Here is a 16,291-nt window from a genome sequence, read left to right on the forward strand (position 1 = left end):
TCTACCCTTCACGGGTTGACCTTCCCTTCGGGGAGCATCCCCGACAGATCGGGGAAGGAAAGACGATGACACAAGAAAACCTGCCGTCGGCAACTTCAATACCGACGCATGAAGACTCAGTGATCGAAGCCGGGCGGAAGCTTTTTAGCCGCCCGGTTAACTTCGTTCTTGGCGTCGCACAGCTCGAACAACTGCCGCCGGAAGACAAAACAGAAATCTGTTTTGCCGGGCGTTCAAACGTCGGCAAGTCCAGCCTGATCAACGCGATCACCGGCCGTAAGGACATTGCGCGTACGTCAAACACGCCGGGCCGGACCCAGCAGTTGAACTATTTCGATCTTGATGGTGCGTGCTATATCGTGGACTTGCCGGGCTATGGCTTTGCCCAGGCACCCAAGGATATCGTTGATACGTGGCATGCTTTGATCAAACAGTATCTGCGCGGGCGTGTAACGCTGCGCCGTGTGTTTGTTTTGATTGATTCCAGACACGGCTTCAAGAAGGCTGATCTGGATATGATGAAGCTGCTTGATGAGGCTGCTGTGCCTTATCAGGTTGTGCTGACCAAGGCAGACAAGTTAAAAAAGGGACAGCTTGAAAAACGCATCAAGGAAGTGGTCGACGGGTTGATCAAACACCCGGCAGCCCTGCCGCAAATTTTTGCGACTTCAAGCGAGAAGAATACCGGCCTTGCCGAATTGCGGGCAGAAATATCCACCCTGCTTTGATCCCGGCAGGCACATAAAGCGACAATATGGGGAAGTGACATGAACGACCAAACCCGTTCTGAAGAAGACCAATCGGAAGCCAGCGCATATCGCATGCTGGCACGTGCCCAGGTGCTTTCCGAGGCTCTTCCCTTTATGCGCCGCTTTAACGGGCAGAAAATAGTCGTCAAATATGGCGGCCATGCGATGGGTGATCCTGAACTGGCGCGTTTGTTTGCCCAGGACATGGTGCTGCTCAAACAGGTCGGCATGAACCCGATTGTTGTGCATGGCGGCGGACCGCAGATCGGTCAGATGCTCAAGCAGCTTAATATCCAGTCGGAATTCGTTGATGGCCTGCGTGTCACCGATCAGCAGACCATCGATGTTGTCGAAATGGTTCTGGCCGGCAAGATCAACAAGGAAATCGTATCAAACATCAATGCCGCAGGCGGCGTTGGTGTTGGTCTGTGCGGCAAGGATGCCAACCTGATTACCGCGCGTAAATTGACGCGGACCAAACGCGATCCGGAAAGCAATATCGAGAAGGTCCTTGATCTTGGCTTTGTCGGCGAACCGGTGAAGGTTGATCCGCACGTTCTAGATTGCTTTATCGATACCGACATTATTCCGGTCATTTCACCGATTGGTGTTGGTGAAGACGGTCAGACCTATAATATCAACGCCGATACGGCTGCCGGTGCGATTGCAAAGGCCGTTGGTGCCAGCCGTCTTTACATGCTGACCGACGTAAAAGGGATCCTTGATCAGAACAAGAACCTTGTACGGGACGCCGACACCGCCCACATCAATGCAATGATTGCGGATGGCACCATTCAGGGTGGAATGATTCCCAAAACCGAAACCTGCATGGATGCTGTTGAAAACGGGGTCGAAGCCGCCGTGATCGTTGATGGTCGCGCACCACATGCAGTTTTGCTGGAACTGTTCACCGAACGCGGTGCAGGCACAATGATCAGAGGTAACTAAAGGTCGATATTAAACCACCACTTTAGGGTAGTTTATTTCGACCTATATCTGGCTCCGAAGGGCAATTTGGAGTATGTTGAGGCAAATCGGTATGCACTAAACGCATAACGCATTGTCTTTGCGAATGAAAACAAGCCCGGAGCACCCGTTGTGACCACAGCGGAAAAACAGATTTCCCGTCATTGGGATTTTGCGGATGCGACCCTTAAGGCGTTGCGTGAGCGTGGCCTGCGCCCGACACCCGAACTGTATCATGTTTGGTTTGTCTATTTTGCCGAGGAAAACCCCGAAATCCTGCGCGTCATCGACGCTGTGCAGGCCAGCGGGGAACCCTTGGCCGAGGATACGCTTCTTCAGTTGTATTACCGCTATATCTTCGACCGTCAGGCCGCAGACTTCCTGCAGCGCGGGATGGAAGATTTTTCCGAGCTTGTCGAAAGCAGCGATGAATGTTTGACAACCGCGCGAAGCGGTTTTCAGGATTATGGTGCGCTGCTGACGCGATCTCTTGATACGCTCAAGGATCATCAGCATGTCAGCCCGGTTCTAAGCGAGATCATCGAAAAGACCGACGAGATGCAACACACGGTTGAAGGCCTGCATCAGCGCCTTGATCAGTATCTTGGCAAGGTCGAAAGGCTGCAACGCGAACTCGAAGAAACCCGTGAACGATCCTATACCGACGGCCTGACGCGCGTTTCCAACCGGATGTATTTTGAAGAACAGCTCAACCTGCTTGTTGCAGAGCACGACTCGTCAAAGCACCCCGAACCATTCTGTGTGATGATTGTCGACCTTGACCAGTTCAAGGCGATCAATGACCGGTTTGGTCACCGCATCGGGGATGAAATCCTTGTCCTGATTGCGTCGATGTTGAAGGCCAATATCAAGGGGCGCGATGTTGTCGCGCGCTATGGGGGTGACGAGTTTGCCATTCTGCTGCCGCAGACGCCGCTGGTCGATGCCATGTCACTGGCAAATGATATGAGTAAACGCATTGCCGAACGTGAAATCAAGGCAAAGCAATCAGGCGTATCGTTTGGTCAGATGACCATATCGATTGGTGTTGCGGAATATGTCGCCAAGGAAGGCGGCGCAAAACTGATTGACCGTGCCGACGGCGCGCTTTACCGGGCGAAGAAAGAGGGCCGTAATCGCAATTTCGCGGCGTAAGCAGCCTTTTCCAACCTTTGATATCAGTGGCAGACGATGATTTGCGCGCCCGATGCATGCGTGCCATGAGGGCCGCGGACTTGCATTGAAGCGTTCAAAAGCGTATGTAACCAGCGCCCGGCAAGGATCAATGTCCTTGCCGGGCGTTCCGCACTTGCAGCATCCTTTTTGAATTGCGCTGGCGGAATAATTCCCAAAACCGAACTTTGGATCGCAGAAGTCCGAGCATGAAAGAGCCGCGCGTCGTCACATTTGGTTGTCGCCTTAACACCTATGAATCCGAGGTGATGCGCGACCATGCCAAAAATGCCGGACTTGATGATGCCATCATCATCAACACCTGTGCCGTCACGACCGAGGCCGAACGCCAGGCACGTCAAAGCATCCGCCGTCTGCGCCGCGAAAACCCGGACGCCAAGATTTTCGTTACCGGCTGTGCTGTTCAGGTCAATCCTGACAAGTTCGCCAATATGGGCGAGATTGATCGCATTTTTGGCAACGACGCCAAGATGAAGGCCGAAACCTTCATGATGCCTGAACATGAACGGGTCGTGGTCAACGACATCATGTCGGTCGAAGAAACTGCAAGCCACCTTGTATCGGGCTTTGAGGGCCGTGCGCGCGCCTTTGTGCAGGTCCAGAATGGCTGTGACCATCGCTGCACGTTCTGCATCATTCCCTATGGCCGCGGTAATTCACGCAGTGTGCCGATGGGGGAAATCGTCAGCCAGGTCCGTGAACTGGTGGCGAATGGTTATGGCGAAGTGGTTCTGACCGGGGTCGATATCACATCCTATGGCCATGATTTGCCCGGCAAGCCGACACTGGGGCAAATGTCGCGCCGGTTGCTGGCGCAGGTGCCGGAACTGCCGCGCCTGCGCATTTCATCGATTGACCCGGTCGAGGTGGACGAAGACCTGTTTCGTCTGATCGAAACCGAGCCACGCCTGATGCCGCATATGCATATCAGCCTGCAGGCCGGGGACGACATGGTGCTTAAGCGCATGAAGCGCCGCCATCTGCGTCAGGACGTTGTCGATTTCTGTAAAAAGGTCCGCGATCTGCGCCCGGATGTGACGTTCGGTGCTGATATCATTGCCGGTTTCCCGACCGAAACCGATGAAATGGCGGAAAATACCCTGCGTCTGGTTGATGAATGCGGCCTGATTTATCTGCATGTCTTCCCGTATTCCTCGCGCCCGGGAACACCAGCGGCCAAGATGCCGCAAGTGCCCAAGGACCTGCGCAAGGAACGGGCAAGTGCCCTTCGCGAAGCGGGCGAGATACAGCTGAACAAGTTCCTGCAATCGCGCATCGGCATGACCGAGAATGTGTTGGTTGAAAAGGAAAATACCGGCCATACGGAGCATTTTGCTCCCGTTCTGCTGGATCGCGTGATAGAAGCGGGCACGATAGCAAAGGCCAAAGTCACCGGCCTTGAAGATGGAAAACTGATAGCGGAGCTTGCGGGATGAGTGAAGAGGGGAAAAAAAGCTGGTTTAGCCGCCTGAAAGACGGGCTGAAACGGTCCTCCTCAAAACTGACCACCGGCATTTCCGATATCTTCACCAAGCGCCGTCTTGATGATGAAGCGCTTGAAGAATTCGAAGACCTTCTGATCACATCCGACCTTGGCGTGACGACAGCCGCGAAACTGAGCGCGGAACTGTCCAAGACCCGGTTTGACAAGGAAGTCGATTCCGCCGAAATCCAGGAATTCATCGCCGAAGAAGTTGCCAAGATCCTTGAACCGGTCGCGCAGCCGCTGGTGATTGATGCCAGCAAGAAACCGCATGTGGTGCTGGTGGTTGGTGTGAACGGATCGGGCAAAACCACGACTATCGGCAAGCTTGCCAAGACCTATAAGGATCAGGGCCTCAAGGTCATGATGGCAGCCGGCGATACGTTCCGTGCGGCTGCGGTCGAGCAGCTTAAAGTCTGGGGCGAACGCACCGATTGCCCGGTGATTGCACGCGACACGGGGGCCGATGCCGCAGGTCTTGCCTTTGATGCGATCGAGCAGGCTCAGCGTGAAGGTTATGACCTGTTGCTGATTGATACGGCCGGTCGCCTGCAAAACAAGGCACACCTGATGGACGAGCTTAAAAAGATCGTCCGCGTGATTAAAAAGCGCGATGAAACGGCACCGCATGACACGCTTCTGGTGCTGGATGCCACCACCGGTCAGAACGCGCACTCACAGGTCGAGACCTTTGGTCAGGCAACCAATGTATCGGGTCTTATCGTCACCAAGCTTGATGGCACAGCAAAGGGCGGCGTCGTTGTCGCACTGGCCGAGAAGTTCGGCAAGCCGGTGCATGCGATTGGTGTGGGTGAGTCTGCCGAAGATCTGAGACCGTTCGAGGCCAAATCCTTTGCCAGAAGTCTTGCCGGTCTGGAAGACTAACCAAGAGTTACAAAAGAAAGCCCAAAAAAAAGACCGCCGTTTGGCGGTCCTTTTGTATCTCAGAGATCCTTGGCGATACGATCCAGCGTTTTGGAAAAATCGACTATTTCCGTTGCCAGCCCGTCGAGGGCCTTTGAGACCTCAGCCGGTTGGTTGTCCAATGAGATCGCGTGTATTTCTGTTGTCAGGGTGTCCGCCCGTGCTTTCAGGCCATTGGCAAGGCGGGTATCGGCATTGCCCAGCAACCAGCCCATAACCTTGTCGCGGAGTTCTTCAAGGTTCTGAAGATCCGGGTCGGGGGAGGCGGCATTGATCCCGAAGGGACGCACGCCCAGTTCAAGCTGGCGGGCATGGCTGCGCAAATGGCCTGCCGCGTCATGGCAAAGCGATTTGAGCGCGCTGTTCTGTGCGACAGGGTAAATCGCCTCCAGACGTACGGCGAAATCAATGGTGTCGCGCATGACGTCATTAATCTCGTTCTGCTGGGGCAAGGTTTTGGTCTTTGCCTCCCCGTCATTGATAACCTCGTCGACGAAACTGTTCGGGGCAAAGACCGGCAGAACCGCCGCCCGGATGGCAAATTTGGCCGGAAGTTTGCCGATGATTTCGCCGTCGGCCAGAATGGGCGCACCGTCTTCGCCGTCGACCTTGATCGTGTCGCACTGAATTGACGTCGCATAGCTGCTGTCATCGACCGAGCCAAACAACAGTTCGGCTGCGATATCAAGGCCGCTTAGCGTGTCGACACTGTCGCGAATGGCAAACATGTGCAAAAGACCGTCTTCCGGGCTTTTGGTTTCGCTCGGGCGCAATCCGCCGCCGAAATATCGGCCATTGGTGATGGTGACCTGGCGCAGCTTCATGGCTTGTGGGTCGTCTTCGCCGCACGTGATGGTCAGATCAAGCGGATCCATTTCATGCCAGCTTTGCCAGTTGGCAACCGCATAGCTGATGGCCCCCAATGTCTGCTTAAGGTCGGGATTGATGCGTTTGCGGGCATCGGCGGGTACGCCAATGCTGGCCGCATTGACAAAGCTTTTGTCATTCACGCTGCCGATATCAAGCATTCTGATCTGGCCGTGGATGGACGCGCGCGCCGCATCAATCAGATCGTCAGGCAATGTCAGGGTGCGGGCAAAATCGTTTGCCGTGCCAAGCGGCACCGGAATGAGAACGACCTTTTGCGAAATCACGGTATCAAGGACCGCATTAATGGTGCCATCACCACCGCCAACCGCGACGATATCACCCGGTGCGCAGGTGGTGCTGATCTGTTCCTTGATGACGTCCGGGTTATCGCACAGCGTCAGCTCGGTCTTGTAACCGGCATCTTCGAACACATTGCGCAGCGGCTGTGCGCCGTTATCACGCCACTCGTCGGGGAGTTTCGACTTCGTCAGCAGCAAGTGGACCTTGCCAGTCAGATCAGAGCTTTTCATCATGCTGTACCGTTGGTTTGGGGGCACAAAAAAGAACCGGCACCCGAAGGCGCCGGTTCATCATATCATATTGGCATGATTACGAGATCGTTGCACGCAGCATCCATGCTGCTTCTTCGTGAACACCGATCCGCTCGGTCAGCATGTCGGCGGTTTTCACATCATCAACTTCCTCGGCGGCAGCCACCCCGTCACGGAGCAGGCGGGCCATTTTTTCGTGATCCTCGACCAGTTCCTTGACCATGTCTTCGGTCGAAAGAAGTTTGGTCTGATCCTTGATGGACGAGTTTTCCATCATCTCGCTGAGACCCGTTGGCGCCGTAAAGCCGATGGCGCGGATGCGTTCCGCCATGTCGTCAATGGCGGTGTTGAGGTCCTCGTAATGCTCCTCGGTCATGTTGTGGAGCGAATAGAAAGCCGGACCCACCACATTCCAGTGAACACCACGAACTTTGGCATACAGTACATGCGACGAGCCAACGATCTTGGTCAGCATTTTCGCCAGTTCGCGACGATCCTTGCGGTCCACGCCGGTCTCGACGGGAACTTCCTTCGCAACGGTCTGCATACTGCTATGTGCCATAACTAAAACTCCTTTTGTTTACAGCGTGCCCGTGAAATCGGATTGCGCATTCTTTATTGCGCTGTACCCCGTTTCGTTTTGTGGGCGCTTGCAGATGAAACGTGCATTCCGCCAGAAGGTTCCAGAAAATAAAATCAACACAATTGGAACATTCTTTCGCACCATCCGTTGTGAATGGTAAGCAGCGTGCAAGTAATTGTGCTGTGTTTGTTTAATAAGGAGGTTGTGATGTTGAACAAGAATATGCTGATGATCGGTACTGTACTTATGTCTGTTTCTGTAATGGCGCCGGCTTATGCCGGGTCTGACAGCTCGGACACCATGGCGACCGACGATGCAGTGAAGTCCGACGTCAATGAACTGGGCAATGAAATTGCAGCCCAGTATGAAGAAGCCAAAGACTTTACGTTCGAGCAGAAAGAAGACTTCCTTGCCTGGGTTGACGCCAAATCCAAACAGCTTGGCGAACAGTACGACGAGGTTTCTGCCGAAGTTAAGGATGATAGCGAAGATGCTGTCGAAGAAATGGCTGAGGCCTGGGACAGCGCAAGCGATGAGCTGAGCGATGCCCTGGAAAATGCCAAGGATGCATCTGCGGAAACCTGGGAAGATGTAAAGGCCAACACTGTAAATGCGCTTGAAGATGCGCAGAAGGCCATCTCGGATACTCAGACCGCCGAATAAGACGTCACAACCTGAACTCGGCGGATGACGTCCGAGGTTAGCAGCCCGCCCGGCTTCGGGCGGGCTGCTTTTATTTTGGGGCAGGACCGCCAACAAGGAACAGAATATGTCGGGCGATAATCAAAAAACAGGAATGCGGATAAAAAACGGGTTGGCATATGCCAAGTCCCGCCTCGCCAAACTTGCAGAGGGACGCAAGGGACTTGGGGGGATTTCTGTCGCGTCGTTTCTTGAAACCACGATCATCCCGATTCCGATCGAAGTCATCGTTGCCCCGATCATGGCGGCTTCACGGACGCGCGGGTTTATTGTGGCATCCGTAACACTGGCAGGCAGTGTGCTGGGTGCGGTGGCCTTATATCTTTTGGCGTGGGTTTTGTTTGATGACCTTGCCCAGCCGCTTATTGATCTGGTTGGCGGGCAGCAGGAATTCGAAGATCTGGAAGGCCGATTTGCCGAAGGCGGATTCTGGGTGGTCTTTGCGATCAGTATTACACCGGTCCCGATGCAGCTTGCCGCCCTGGCCGCAGGGGCGACATCCTATCCGATCTGGTTGTTTCTGATTGCGATCACGGCATCGCGTGCGATCCGATATTACGGATTGTGGTTGCTGGTTCTGGGATTTGGTGCAGGAATTGCCCGAATCTTCGAAGGCCGAAAGCCCGAACTCGGGCGTGAAAGTCCGTAATTTCGGTTCAAAATATCTGCGAAATACAAAAATCCCCGGCTTTGGCCGGGGATTTTTGTTAGGGAAATCAAATTTTTTATTCCGGCTCGATGCGGAAATCACTGGTGCTTTTGCCCTCGGTGTCGGGATCATCGATGTCCTCGGTGACCAAGCCGCGACGAATAAGTTCGCGGATTGCGGCCGCACGGGTCGGCATCCGATGGTCAAATCGCCAGTCATCAATGACTTTCAGCTCGTCGTCATCAAGCATGATCTGGAGCTTTTCTGTTCTCTTCGACGTCGGCACTTAGGGGTTTCCTGTCATTTTCAGGGGTTCTTAAAACCGCCTGAAGCCATTGAAAATCAAAGCGTTCAAGAATTTTGGAGTAAGTTACGTTACCGCTGTTTGTTCCATAACACAACCATCTTGCTGAGTATGTGTCAGTTCGATATCTGATGTAAGTAATGTAAAGTAATCATAAGTCGTAAATAAGGTAAAGTGATCAATCGAATTACGTTGTGTAAAGTAGGTTTGTTCATTGTGTTGTGTAGTATATGTGTGTTCCTTGTGTTGCATAAGTAGAGCATACGATTTTACTTTTATTTTTATTTTGGTTTGTTACGGTCAGCTCATCCGAACAAGGAGGTTGTGATGTCTGAACAAGTGATGAACGAAATCGAAAATCATGTGCCTGCACTGCGCCGTCATGCATATCGTCTGACCGGCAGCAACGACATGGCTCAGGATCTGGTCCAGGACACGCTGTTGAAAGCCATCAGCAAAAAGGACCAGTTCGAAGAAGGCACCAGCCTGAAAGCCTGGTTGCACCGTATTCTGTTCAACACGTTCATTTCCGGAAAACGTCGTGAAAAGACGCGTGGCCCGCAGGTCGATTGGGATGACCTTGGCGATGTCTATGGTCACGGCAGCAATCAGATGGCCCGTCTGCAGCTTCGTGATGCTGATCGCGTACTTGAAAGCCTGCCCGAGCAGGAACGCGAAGCCATCATGCTGACGGCTGTTGATGATGTGTCTTACCAGGACGCCGCCGATCAGATGTCAGTTGAGATCGGTACCGTTAAGTCCCGCGTGGGTCGGGCGCGTCGCAAGTTGCGCGCATCGGTTGGTCGAATCGAAGCCCGCGAACACGCATCACGTTATGTCTCGGAGGCCGCATGATATGAGCCTGGTTCTTGCGATATATGGCAAAGATCACATTCTTGGCTATGTACGCGGGACGCTTGAAGACGACGAAGAAAAACAGGACATCGAGAGCCTGGTCGAGAGTGACCCGCGCGCTGCCAGAATCGTCAAAAAGCTTGAAGTTACCGACTGTGGTGACCATTGGACATCTAAGGATACTGTGCGCAGACGGCTTAAAAGATTGCAGAGCATAGCGGATAATTCAGATGTCCTGAATTGATGCGAAAGTGAGAAAATTTCATCTTGCATTAAATAGAATTGACATAAATGACCGCTGGTCATATAAATACAGTACATCAGGGTTGATCGTCTTTTCCCTCAACGTCTAAGGCCCTTCCCTGAAATTGCCGAAACCGTCCCCCGGTTTCGGCATTTTTTTTGCCCTGTTTTCAAAATACCGGTCGTTTCGCGCCGCCAGCTTTGCGTGCAGACCTTGCGGGTTATGACGGTCTCCTCAAAACTGTCATTTGGAATTTTTGAAAATAGACCCGACATATATTTCATAAGTTTCTGAAAATGCCGGGAAAGGTGCGAATTATAAACTTTCCGATATCCACAAATCAGCCGTTTTGACGTCTGGATTGAAAGTGATGGCAAAGTTTTCGGTTGTCAGAAGCCGGGCGAGCGGTGATAAATCTCTCGCTCCAAGGGGTTTTGTCATTGATCCGTCGCTGTTTTATGCTTCGTGATCTGGCAAAAGACCCAAACAACAATAACAAAAAGGAGCAACCAATATGGTTTCAGAAGTCCATGGATCGGTACGCGATCTGTTTGAATTCACGGACGCCGACCGGGCACTTGCGCGCATCAAGGATATTTATGCGACCGGTGCCAATGCCGTCCAAGAGGCGTTTAACCGTTTCGGTCAAGGCCAACAATCTTCTCCGATACGTGCGTATTATCCGTATCTCGGCATCGAAGTGCCGCCGGAAAAGCTGCATGTCGAAAGCACCCTGTCATTTGGCGCACCGCGCGATCCGGGTGTTTATGGAACGACCTTGACCCGGCCCGACCTGTTTGAAGAATATTACCGCGAGCAGATCGAACTTCTGCTCAAAAACCATGACGTTCCGGTCGTGGTGGGGGTGTCGGACCGTCCGATCCCGTTGCCGTTTCTGGTTGAAACGGCGACGGACAGTATCGGTCCGAATGATATCCGCCCGATGCAGCTGATTTTTGATATGCCCGATCTGGCGCGGACCGATGATGATATCGCCAATGGCGTTCATTACGGCGCGAACGCGACCCCGGGGCCAAAGCCATTGTCGCTGTTTTCCGGTGAACGTGTGGATTATTCGCTGGCACGCCTGCGTCACTACACGGCAACAGCCCCCGAACATTTCCAGAAGTTCGTTCTGTTCACCAACTATCAGCGCTATGTCGATGAATTCATCGAATTCGCCAAGGCACAGCTTGATGACCCGAAAAGCCCCTATGTCGCATTTGTCGAGCCGGGGCCGAAAGTCAGCGTGCGCAAAAACGCGCCGAAGGGCTGGGTTGAAAGCGGTGAGGCGGTCAAACAACTGCCGCAGATGCCATCCTATCATCTGATCCGCGAAGATGGTCTTGGTGTCACGCTGGTCAATATCGGTGTGGGGCCGTCGAACGCCAAAACGGCAACCGACCATATCGCCGTTCTGAGGCCGCATTGTTGGTTGATGTTGGGGCACTGTGCCGGATTGCGACGTAGCCAGCTGCTTGGTGATTATGTTCTGGCACATGGCTATGTCCGTGACGATCACGTGCTTGATTCGGACCTGCCGCTGTGGATTCCGGTGCCGCCAATTGCCGAGGTGCAGGTCGCCCTGGCAGATTCGGTCACAAAAATCACCGGCCTTAAGGGCCGTGAAATGAAGGCGCGCATGCGGACCGGCACGGTGGCAACCACCGATAACCGGAACTGGGAACTGCGGTATAGCGAACTGTTTGTTCGCCTCAACCAGTCACGTGCCATCGCAGTCGATATGGAAAGTGCGACCATTGCTGCCAACGGTTTCCGGTTCCGGGTACCGTATGGCACGCTTTTGTGTGTGTCGGACAAACCAGTCCACGGCGAATTGAAGCTGCCCGGTATGGCGAACAATTTCTATCGCCAGCGTATAGGTCAGCATTTGCAGGTGGGTCTGGATACGATTGATACGCTCCGTCAGGACGTCAATCAGCTCCATTCGCGCAAATTGCGTTCCCTGGACGAACCAGCCTTCCGCTAAGGCGTGAATGATCACACCAAAACCCCGCCTGTGGCAGATCGCCACAGGCGGGGTTTTGTTATGGAATTGTGACGAATGGCTGTGGTCCCGATTTTGGCTTTGCCGCCTTTGTGCGATTGCGTATGGTCAGGCAAAATCAGGGGTAGGGCAGGACAATCATATGCCAAACGCAACGCCACACAACAAAACCACAAAAAGTTCCACAGATAACATGGCATCTTCATTGCCGATTGGTGATGTTGGTCTTTGGAAAATCTTCCTGATTTTTCTGCGTCTTGGCTTGACCAGTTTTGGTGGGCCGGTTGCGCATATCGGTTATTTCCGTGAAGAGTTTGTCGCGCGCCGCAAATGGCTGAGTGATGCGCGCTATGCCGATCTGGTGGCACTTTGCCAGTTCGTGCCGGGGCCTGCCAGTTCGCAGGTCGGTATGGGTATTGGCATGGCGCTTGGTGGTTTGCGCGGATCACTGGTCGCCTGGCTTGGATTTACCATGCCATCCGCGATTGTGTTGGCCGCCCTTGGCATGGCCTTTGTCGGATTTGATCTTGGCACGGTCGAGGGGATCATTCGCGGCCTTAAGCTGGTGGCGGTCGGGGTTGTTCTTCATGCCCTGCTTGGCATGGCGCGCAGCCTGTGTCCGGATGTTCCGCGTGCCATTCTTGCCGTGTTGGCCGCGGCTATCATGATTGCCAGTGAAACGGTGATGGCCCAGTTTGGCGTCATCCTTGGCGGGGTGCTGGCGGGCTTTTTGCTGCTTCGCGACAAGGTGGGCGCGGATGCCGATCCCGGCTCTGTGCCGCGCTCGGCCAAGGGGGCTGTTGCGGCCCTTTGCGCATTCTTTGCTCTGCTTGTTCTGTTGCCCATTTTGGCAAAGCTCGATCCCACCGGACTTTTTGCCGTGATTGACGGCTTTTATCGCAGTGGTGCCCTGGTGTTTGGTGGCGGGCATGTGGTTTTGCCCCTGCTGCAAAATGCTGTGGTGACACCGGGCTGGGTTGATGCCGAGACGTTCCTTGCGGGATATGGCGCAACCCAGGCCGTACCCGGTCCGATCTTTACCTTTGCCGCCTATTTGGGGGCAGCCCTGCATACCGGGTCTGGTGGTACGGGAATTTGGGTCAGTGGCATCACATCCGTTGTGACATTGATCGCGATTTTCCTGCCGGCATGGTTATTGGTGGTGGGGCTTCTGCCGTTCTGGGATCGTGTGCGGCATATCCCATCCATGCGGGCCGGGCTGATGGGGGTGAATGCGGCCGTGGTCGGCCTTTTGGCGGCGGTTTTGTATGATCCGATCTGGACCGGTGCCAATCTTGATATCTTTGATATCGGGTGCGTGATTTTGGTTTTCGCAATCCTGCAATGGCGGATTGCCCCGGTCTGGGCCGTTGTCGGTGCTGGTGCTGTGGTTGGGTATCTGACGGGTCTTTTGTGATTACACCAACTGGCGCAATCAGCCGTCATTTGCCCCTGTCGTTGTGGCGTCCGATCCGATCGGCGCATCCGCCGGGGCATCTGAAGTCGCCGGGAAAATGGCACTCAGGTCGGCAATGAACTGACGCAGCTTGAATGCGCCGGAATTGCGGGTGACGCCGAAACGTGCCACCACGAGGTTTCTGGACGGAATGACAGTAAGCGACTGGCCATCATGACCAAGCGCGAAATAGGCGTCCTCGGGGATGTGCGGCACGTCATTACGGGGGGTGCCATCCTCGTTCCGGCTGCCGGGCAGGTCAATCCACCAATGTGCGCCATAAAGACCATACGGGTCTTCTGCGGCGGGGCTGGTGGAATATCCGACCCATCCTTCGGGCAGCAGGCGTTCACCCTCCCACACGCCATCTTGCAGGAACAACTGGCCGATCTTGGCCCAGTCGCGTGCGGATGCATGCATGAAGCTTGAGGCGATAAAATAGCCTTCCGGGTCGGTTTCGATCACCGCACTGCTCATGCCAAGCGGACGGAACAGAAGTTCTGTCGGTCGGCTGAGATAGGTCGAACGTGACCCGCTCAGATTACGGATGGCTGCTGACAGGATGTTACTTGCCCCGGAATTATAGGCGAAATCACTGCCCGGCGTGTTTTCCAGCGGCATGGATACCGCATAACCCGCCGCCGCAGGTTCGATAAACAGCATCTGCACCACGTCTGATAGCGGATTGGCGTAGCTTTCATCGAACTCAAGGCCGCTTCGCATGCGAAGCAGATCATCGTAATTGATGGTTGCGCGAGGGTCGTTTGGCTCTGCCTGCCATTCGTTGATCAGGACCGGGTCCTGGATGTCGGGCATCATGCCTTCGAACTGCATGCGACCGAGGATGACGTTGAAAACGCTTTTGGTCATCGACCAGCCGGGCAGCGGCGTGTCGGTTGTTATACCCTCGGCATAGCGCTCCGCAACCACCTTGCCGTTATGTAAGATCACAACTGCACGCGTCCGCCGTTCCGGATTCAGGCCCGGCTCATCCATGACGTCAAACAGGATGTTGTTAAGCGCCCGTCGGTCAACATTGGCGGGTGGCGGTGTCGTCAGAAGCGGGCGCGGTGCGACCGGCCGCATCACCGGGGTCGAATTGCGCAACTGGGCGACATGATCCAGATCGTCTGCCAGCGTGCAGCCAAGGTTGGGGCGATAAACGGCAAACCGTTTGCGGAACCCGAAGGCATGCGCACTGACAGTCTGGTTGCGCAGATCCACATTGGTGGTGATCAGGGATAAAAGGGCATTGTTGTCGGCGAGAACATCAACATCGCGCGCCCGTGTGGAGGTCAGGCCATCGACAAAAATGGCGGAGCACATGATCTTGGCGCTATAGGCAGCCCCCACCGGGGCCAGCCAGATGAAGAAGACAGCAAGAACGGAAATGCCGATCAATACCAGTCCGATAAAGATGGCTTTGATCAAATGCATTCCACTTCCCTGAATCTTTTTGATTTGTGTGGGAGGGAAGGGTCGCCTGCTTCGCTGGATAGGTCAAGCCATCGTATCGTATAGTTCTAAGATGAATTTTGTCTAATGGGGGCTGCCATGCCCGGTTTTCGTAAGGTAATCAGGAAGCCTGCAAAGTAAAAACCACCCAGAACCACAGCCGCCCCGGCCCAGCCATTTTGATCAATCATCGCCCCGGCAAATGGGGGAACAATCACGACAAAAATCTCGGCGAATTGTGCCAGCATGCCCTGCAGGGCGGGCATGGAAAGGCCGTCCTTTGCGATCCTTGGCAAAAGTGCAAAGCACGTTCCGGCGACCATGCCTTGACAGACGTTAAATATAATCAGCGCGGTGACGCTAAGCGGTAGAGAGGTACTGACATAGAGGGTCGAAATGGCAGTCGCCATCATCGGCAAAAATATAATCAGAATGGTCCGGCCAGCAACATCACGGCCCAGAACAGTCCCGGCGGCGACACTGCCGACAATATTGCCGGCAATTGCGGTTGTGCCGATGATCCCGGCCGACAGCGTAATGCCAATATCAAGGTTGTCTGCCAGCATGGCCGGCATGAACGCCAAAGCGGCCGACGTTGCACCCGCAAACGCACCAAAGGTCAGCGCCACCTGAAGGGCGGCGCGCGATTTCAAAACACCGACCACCCCGACAACAAGTGATCGCCGTGCGGTTCCGATTTCGGGTTTTTCCATCAGGGCAAGAAGCGGCAGCAAAACCAGAACCGGCAGGGTGCAAACCCCAACAGCGATCCGCCAGTCCATCCATGTCACCACAGCCGCACTGACCCAGTTGCCAAGGGCAATGCCAACCGGGATGAAGGTGCCCCAGATGCTCATGGCCATGGCGACAAGCTTGGGGTTTGTGAAGGCCGCCATCCAGCTTGGCGCGCCGACAACAATCAGAAGATAGCCAACACTGGTGACAATCCGCCCGACATATAGAAGGCTGCTCACGCTTGCGGTCGCAAAGATCAGCGCGCCCGCAACCATCATCATGCAGCCAAGGACGAGTGACCTCCGCAGCCCGGCCCGTGCCGCCCAGACACCGGCGGGTATGGCACAAAGTGCGCCTGCTGCGGTGATCAGGGACGCCACCAGTCCGAACTCCGCCTGACTAAGCCCGAAGCTTGCGCGCAAGTCAGGTGCAATCGGGCCAATCAGACCGACCTGCATGGATGCGGTCAGTCCAAGTCCGTAAAGAATGATAACGGCGGTGATGGGCGGCATGGATCAGTTCCGTGGGGCAGGACGGTGCACTTGAAGGGACTGATTACCGAT

General features: G+C 54.5%; 16 protein-coding genes. 11 read left to right on the top strand and 5 right to left on the bottom strand.

Translation table 11 applies throughout. The annotated features are described in order from the left end of the window. Window positions 1–65 precede the first annotated feature (65 nt). The 5 genes from yihA to ftsY all read left to right on the top strand — a co-directional run bounded on the left by yihA (window position 66) and on the right by ftsY (window position 5,277). Window positions 66–728 carry a ribosome biogenesis GTP-binding protein YihA/YsxC gene (yihA, locus tag IT893_RS03000; RefSeq protein ID WP_197146773.1) on the top strand — a complete coding sequence of 221 codons (663 nt, stop codon included), beginning with the start codon at window positions 66–68 and terminating at the stop codon, window positions 726–728. Between the two features lie 39 nt (window positions 729–767). Next, complete coding sequence (argB, locus tag IT893_RS03005) at window positions 768–1,697, top strand: acetylglutamate kinase (RefSeq protein ID WP_008891492.1); 930 nt, start codon at window positions 768–770, stop codon at window positions 1,695–1,697. Window positions 1,698–1,847: 150 nt separating this feature from the next. Continuing rightward, window positions 1,848–2,870 carry a GGDEF domain-containing protein gene (locus IT893_RS03010; protein WP_197146774.1) on the top strand — a complete coding sequence of 341 codons (1,023 nt, stop codon included), beginning with the start codon at window positions 1,848–1,850 and terminating at the stop codon, window positions 2,868–2,870. 227 nt (window positions 2,871–3,097) lie between these two features. Next, window positions 3,098–4,345, top strand: coding sequence for a tRNA (N(6)-L-threonylcarbamoyladenosine(37)-C(2))-methylthiotransferase MtaB (mtaB, locus tag IT893_RS03015; protein WP_197146775.1), 1,248 nt, complete (start codon window positions 3,098–3,100; stop codon window positions 4,343–4,345). After that, entirely contained in the window at window positions 4,342–5,277 is a 936-nt protein-coding gene (gene ftsY / locus IT893_RS03020; protein ID WP_197146776.1) for a signal recognition particle-docking protein FtsY, read from the top strand. The genes mtaB and ftsY overlap by 4 nt, the downstream gene beginning before the upstream one ends. A gap of 59 nt (window positions 5,278–5,336) precedes the next feature. Here ftsY and IT893_RS03025 read toward each other — a convergent pair whose 3' ends face one another. Beyond that, on the bottom strand, window positions 5,337–6,719 hold the full coding sequence (locus IT893_RS03025; RefSeq protein ID WP_252724063.1) for a diacylglycerol kinase family protein: 1,383 nt from the start codon (window positions 6,717–6,719) through the stop codon (window positions 5,337–5,339). Between the two features lie 76 nt (window positions 6,720–6,795). Next, window positions 6,796–7,299, bottom strand: a complete 504-nt coding sequence (locus IT893_RS03030; RefSeq protein ID WP_008891497.1) for a Dps family protein — start codon at window positions 7,297–7,299, stop codon at window positions 6,796–6,798. Window positions 7,300–7,527: 228 nt separating this feature from the next. Here IT893_RS03030 and IT893_RS03035 point away from each other — a divergent pair, with 228 nt between their 5' ends. Further along, window positions 7,528–7,983 (top strand): hypothetical protein, encoded by a 456-nt coding sequence (locus IT893_RS03035; RefSeq protein WP_008891498.1) that lies wholly within the window; start codon window positions 7,528–7,530, stop codon window positions 7,981–7,983. A gap of 133 nt (window positions 7,984–8,116) precedes the next feature. Continuing rightward, a complete protein-coding gene (locus IT893_RS03040) occupies window positions 8,117–8,671 on the top strand; it encodes a YqaA family protein (protein WP_252724064.1) in 555 nt (184 codons plus the stop codon). 76 nt (window positions 8,672–8,747) lie between these two features. Here IT893_RS03040 and IT893_RS03045 read toward each other — a convergent pair whose 3' ends face one another. Then, window positions 8,748–8,957, bottom strand: a complete 210-nt coding sequence (locus IT893_RS03045; RefSeq protein WP_197147766.1) for a hypothetical protein — start codon at window positions 8,955–8,957, stop codon at window positions 8,748–8,750. A gap of 345 nt (window positions 8,958–9,302) precedes the next feature. On the opposite strand from IT893_RS03045, the gene IT893_RS03050 reads away from it, so the two are divergent. The 4 genes from IT893_RS03050 to chrA all read left to right on the top strand — a co-directional run bounded on the left by IT893_RS03050 (window position 9,303) and on the right by chrA (window position 13,499). Continuing rightward, the gene (locus tag IT893_RS03050; protein WP_197146779.1) at window positions 9,303–9,830 is read left to right on the top strand and encodes an RNA polymerase sigma factor; all 528 of its coding nucleotides are present in this window, start codon (window positions 9,303–9,305) and stop codon (window positions 9,828–9,830) included. A 1-nt stretch (window position 9,831) separates the two neighbouring features. Continuing rightward, entirely contained in the window at window positions 9,832–10,074 is a 243-nt protein-coding gene (locus IT893_RS03055) for a hypothetical protein (RefSeq protein WP_197146780.1), read from the top strand. A 514-nt stretch (window positions 10,075–10,588) separates the two neighbouring features. Next, complete coding sequence (locus tag IT893_RS03060; RefSeq protein ID WP_008891503.1) at window positions 10,589–12,064, top strand: AMP nucleosidase; 1,476 nt, start codon at window positions 10,589–10,591, stop codon at window positions 12,062–12,064. A gap of 211 nt (window positions 12,065–12,275) precedes the next feature. Next, a complete protein-coding gene (chrA, locus tag IT893_RS03065) occupies window positions 12,276–13,499 on the top strand; it encodes a chromate efflux transporter (protein ID WP_197146781.1) in 1,224 nt (407 codons plus the stop codon). 18 nt (window positions 13,500–13,517) lie between these two features. On the opposite strand, the gene IT893_RS03070 is transcribed toward chrA, so the two are convergent. Next, entirely contained in the window at window positions 13,518–14,975 is a 1,458-nt protein-coding gene (locus IT893_RS03070) for a serine hydrolase (protein WP_197146782.1), read from the bottom strand. An 86-nt stretch (window positions 14,976–15,061) separates the two neighbouring features. Next, a complete protein-coding gene (locus IT893_RS03075; RefSeq protein WP_197146783.1) occupies window positions 15,062–16,240 on the bottom strand; it encodes a CynX/NimT family MFS transporter in 1,179 nt (392 codons plus the stop codon). Window positions 16,241–16,291 lie beyond the last annotated feature (51 nt).

It is taken from the genome of Thalassospira sp. A40-3 (genome assembly GCF_015871485.1).
Taxonomy (GTDB): Bacteria; Pseudomonadota; Alphaproteobacteria; order Rhodospirillales; family Thalassospiraceae; genus Thalassospira; species Thalassospira tepidiphila.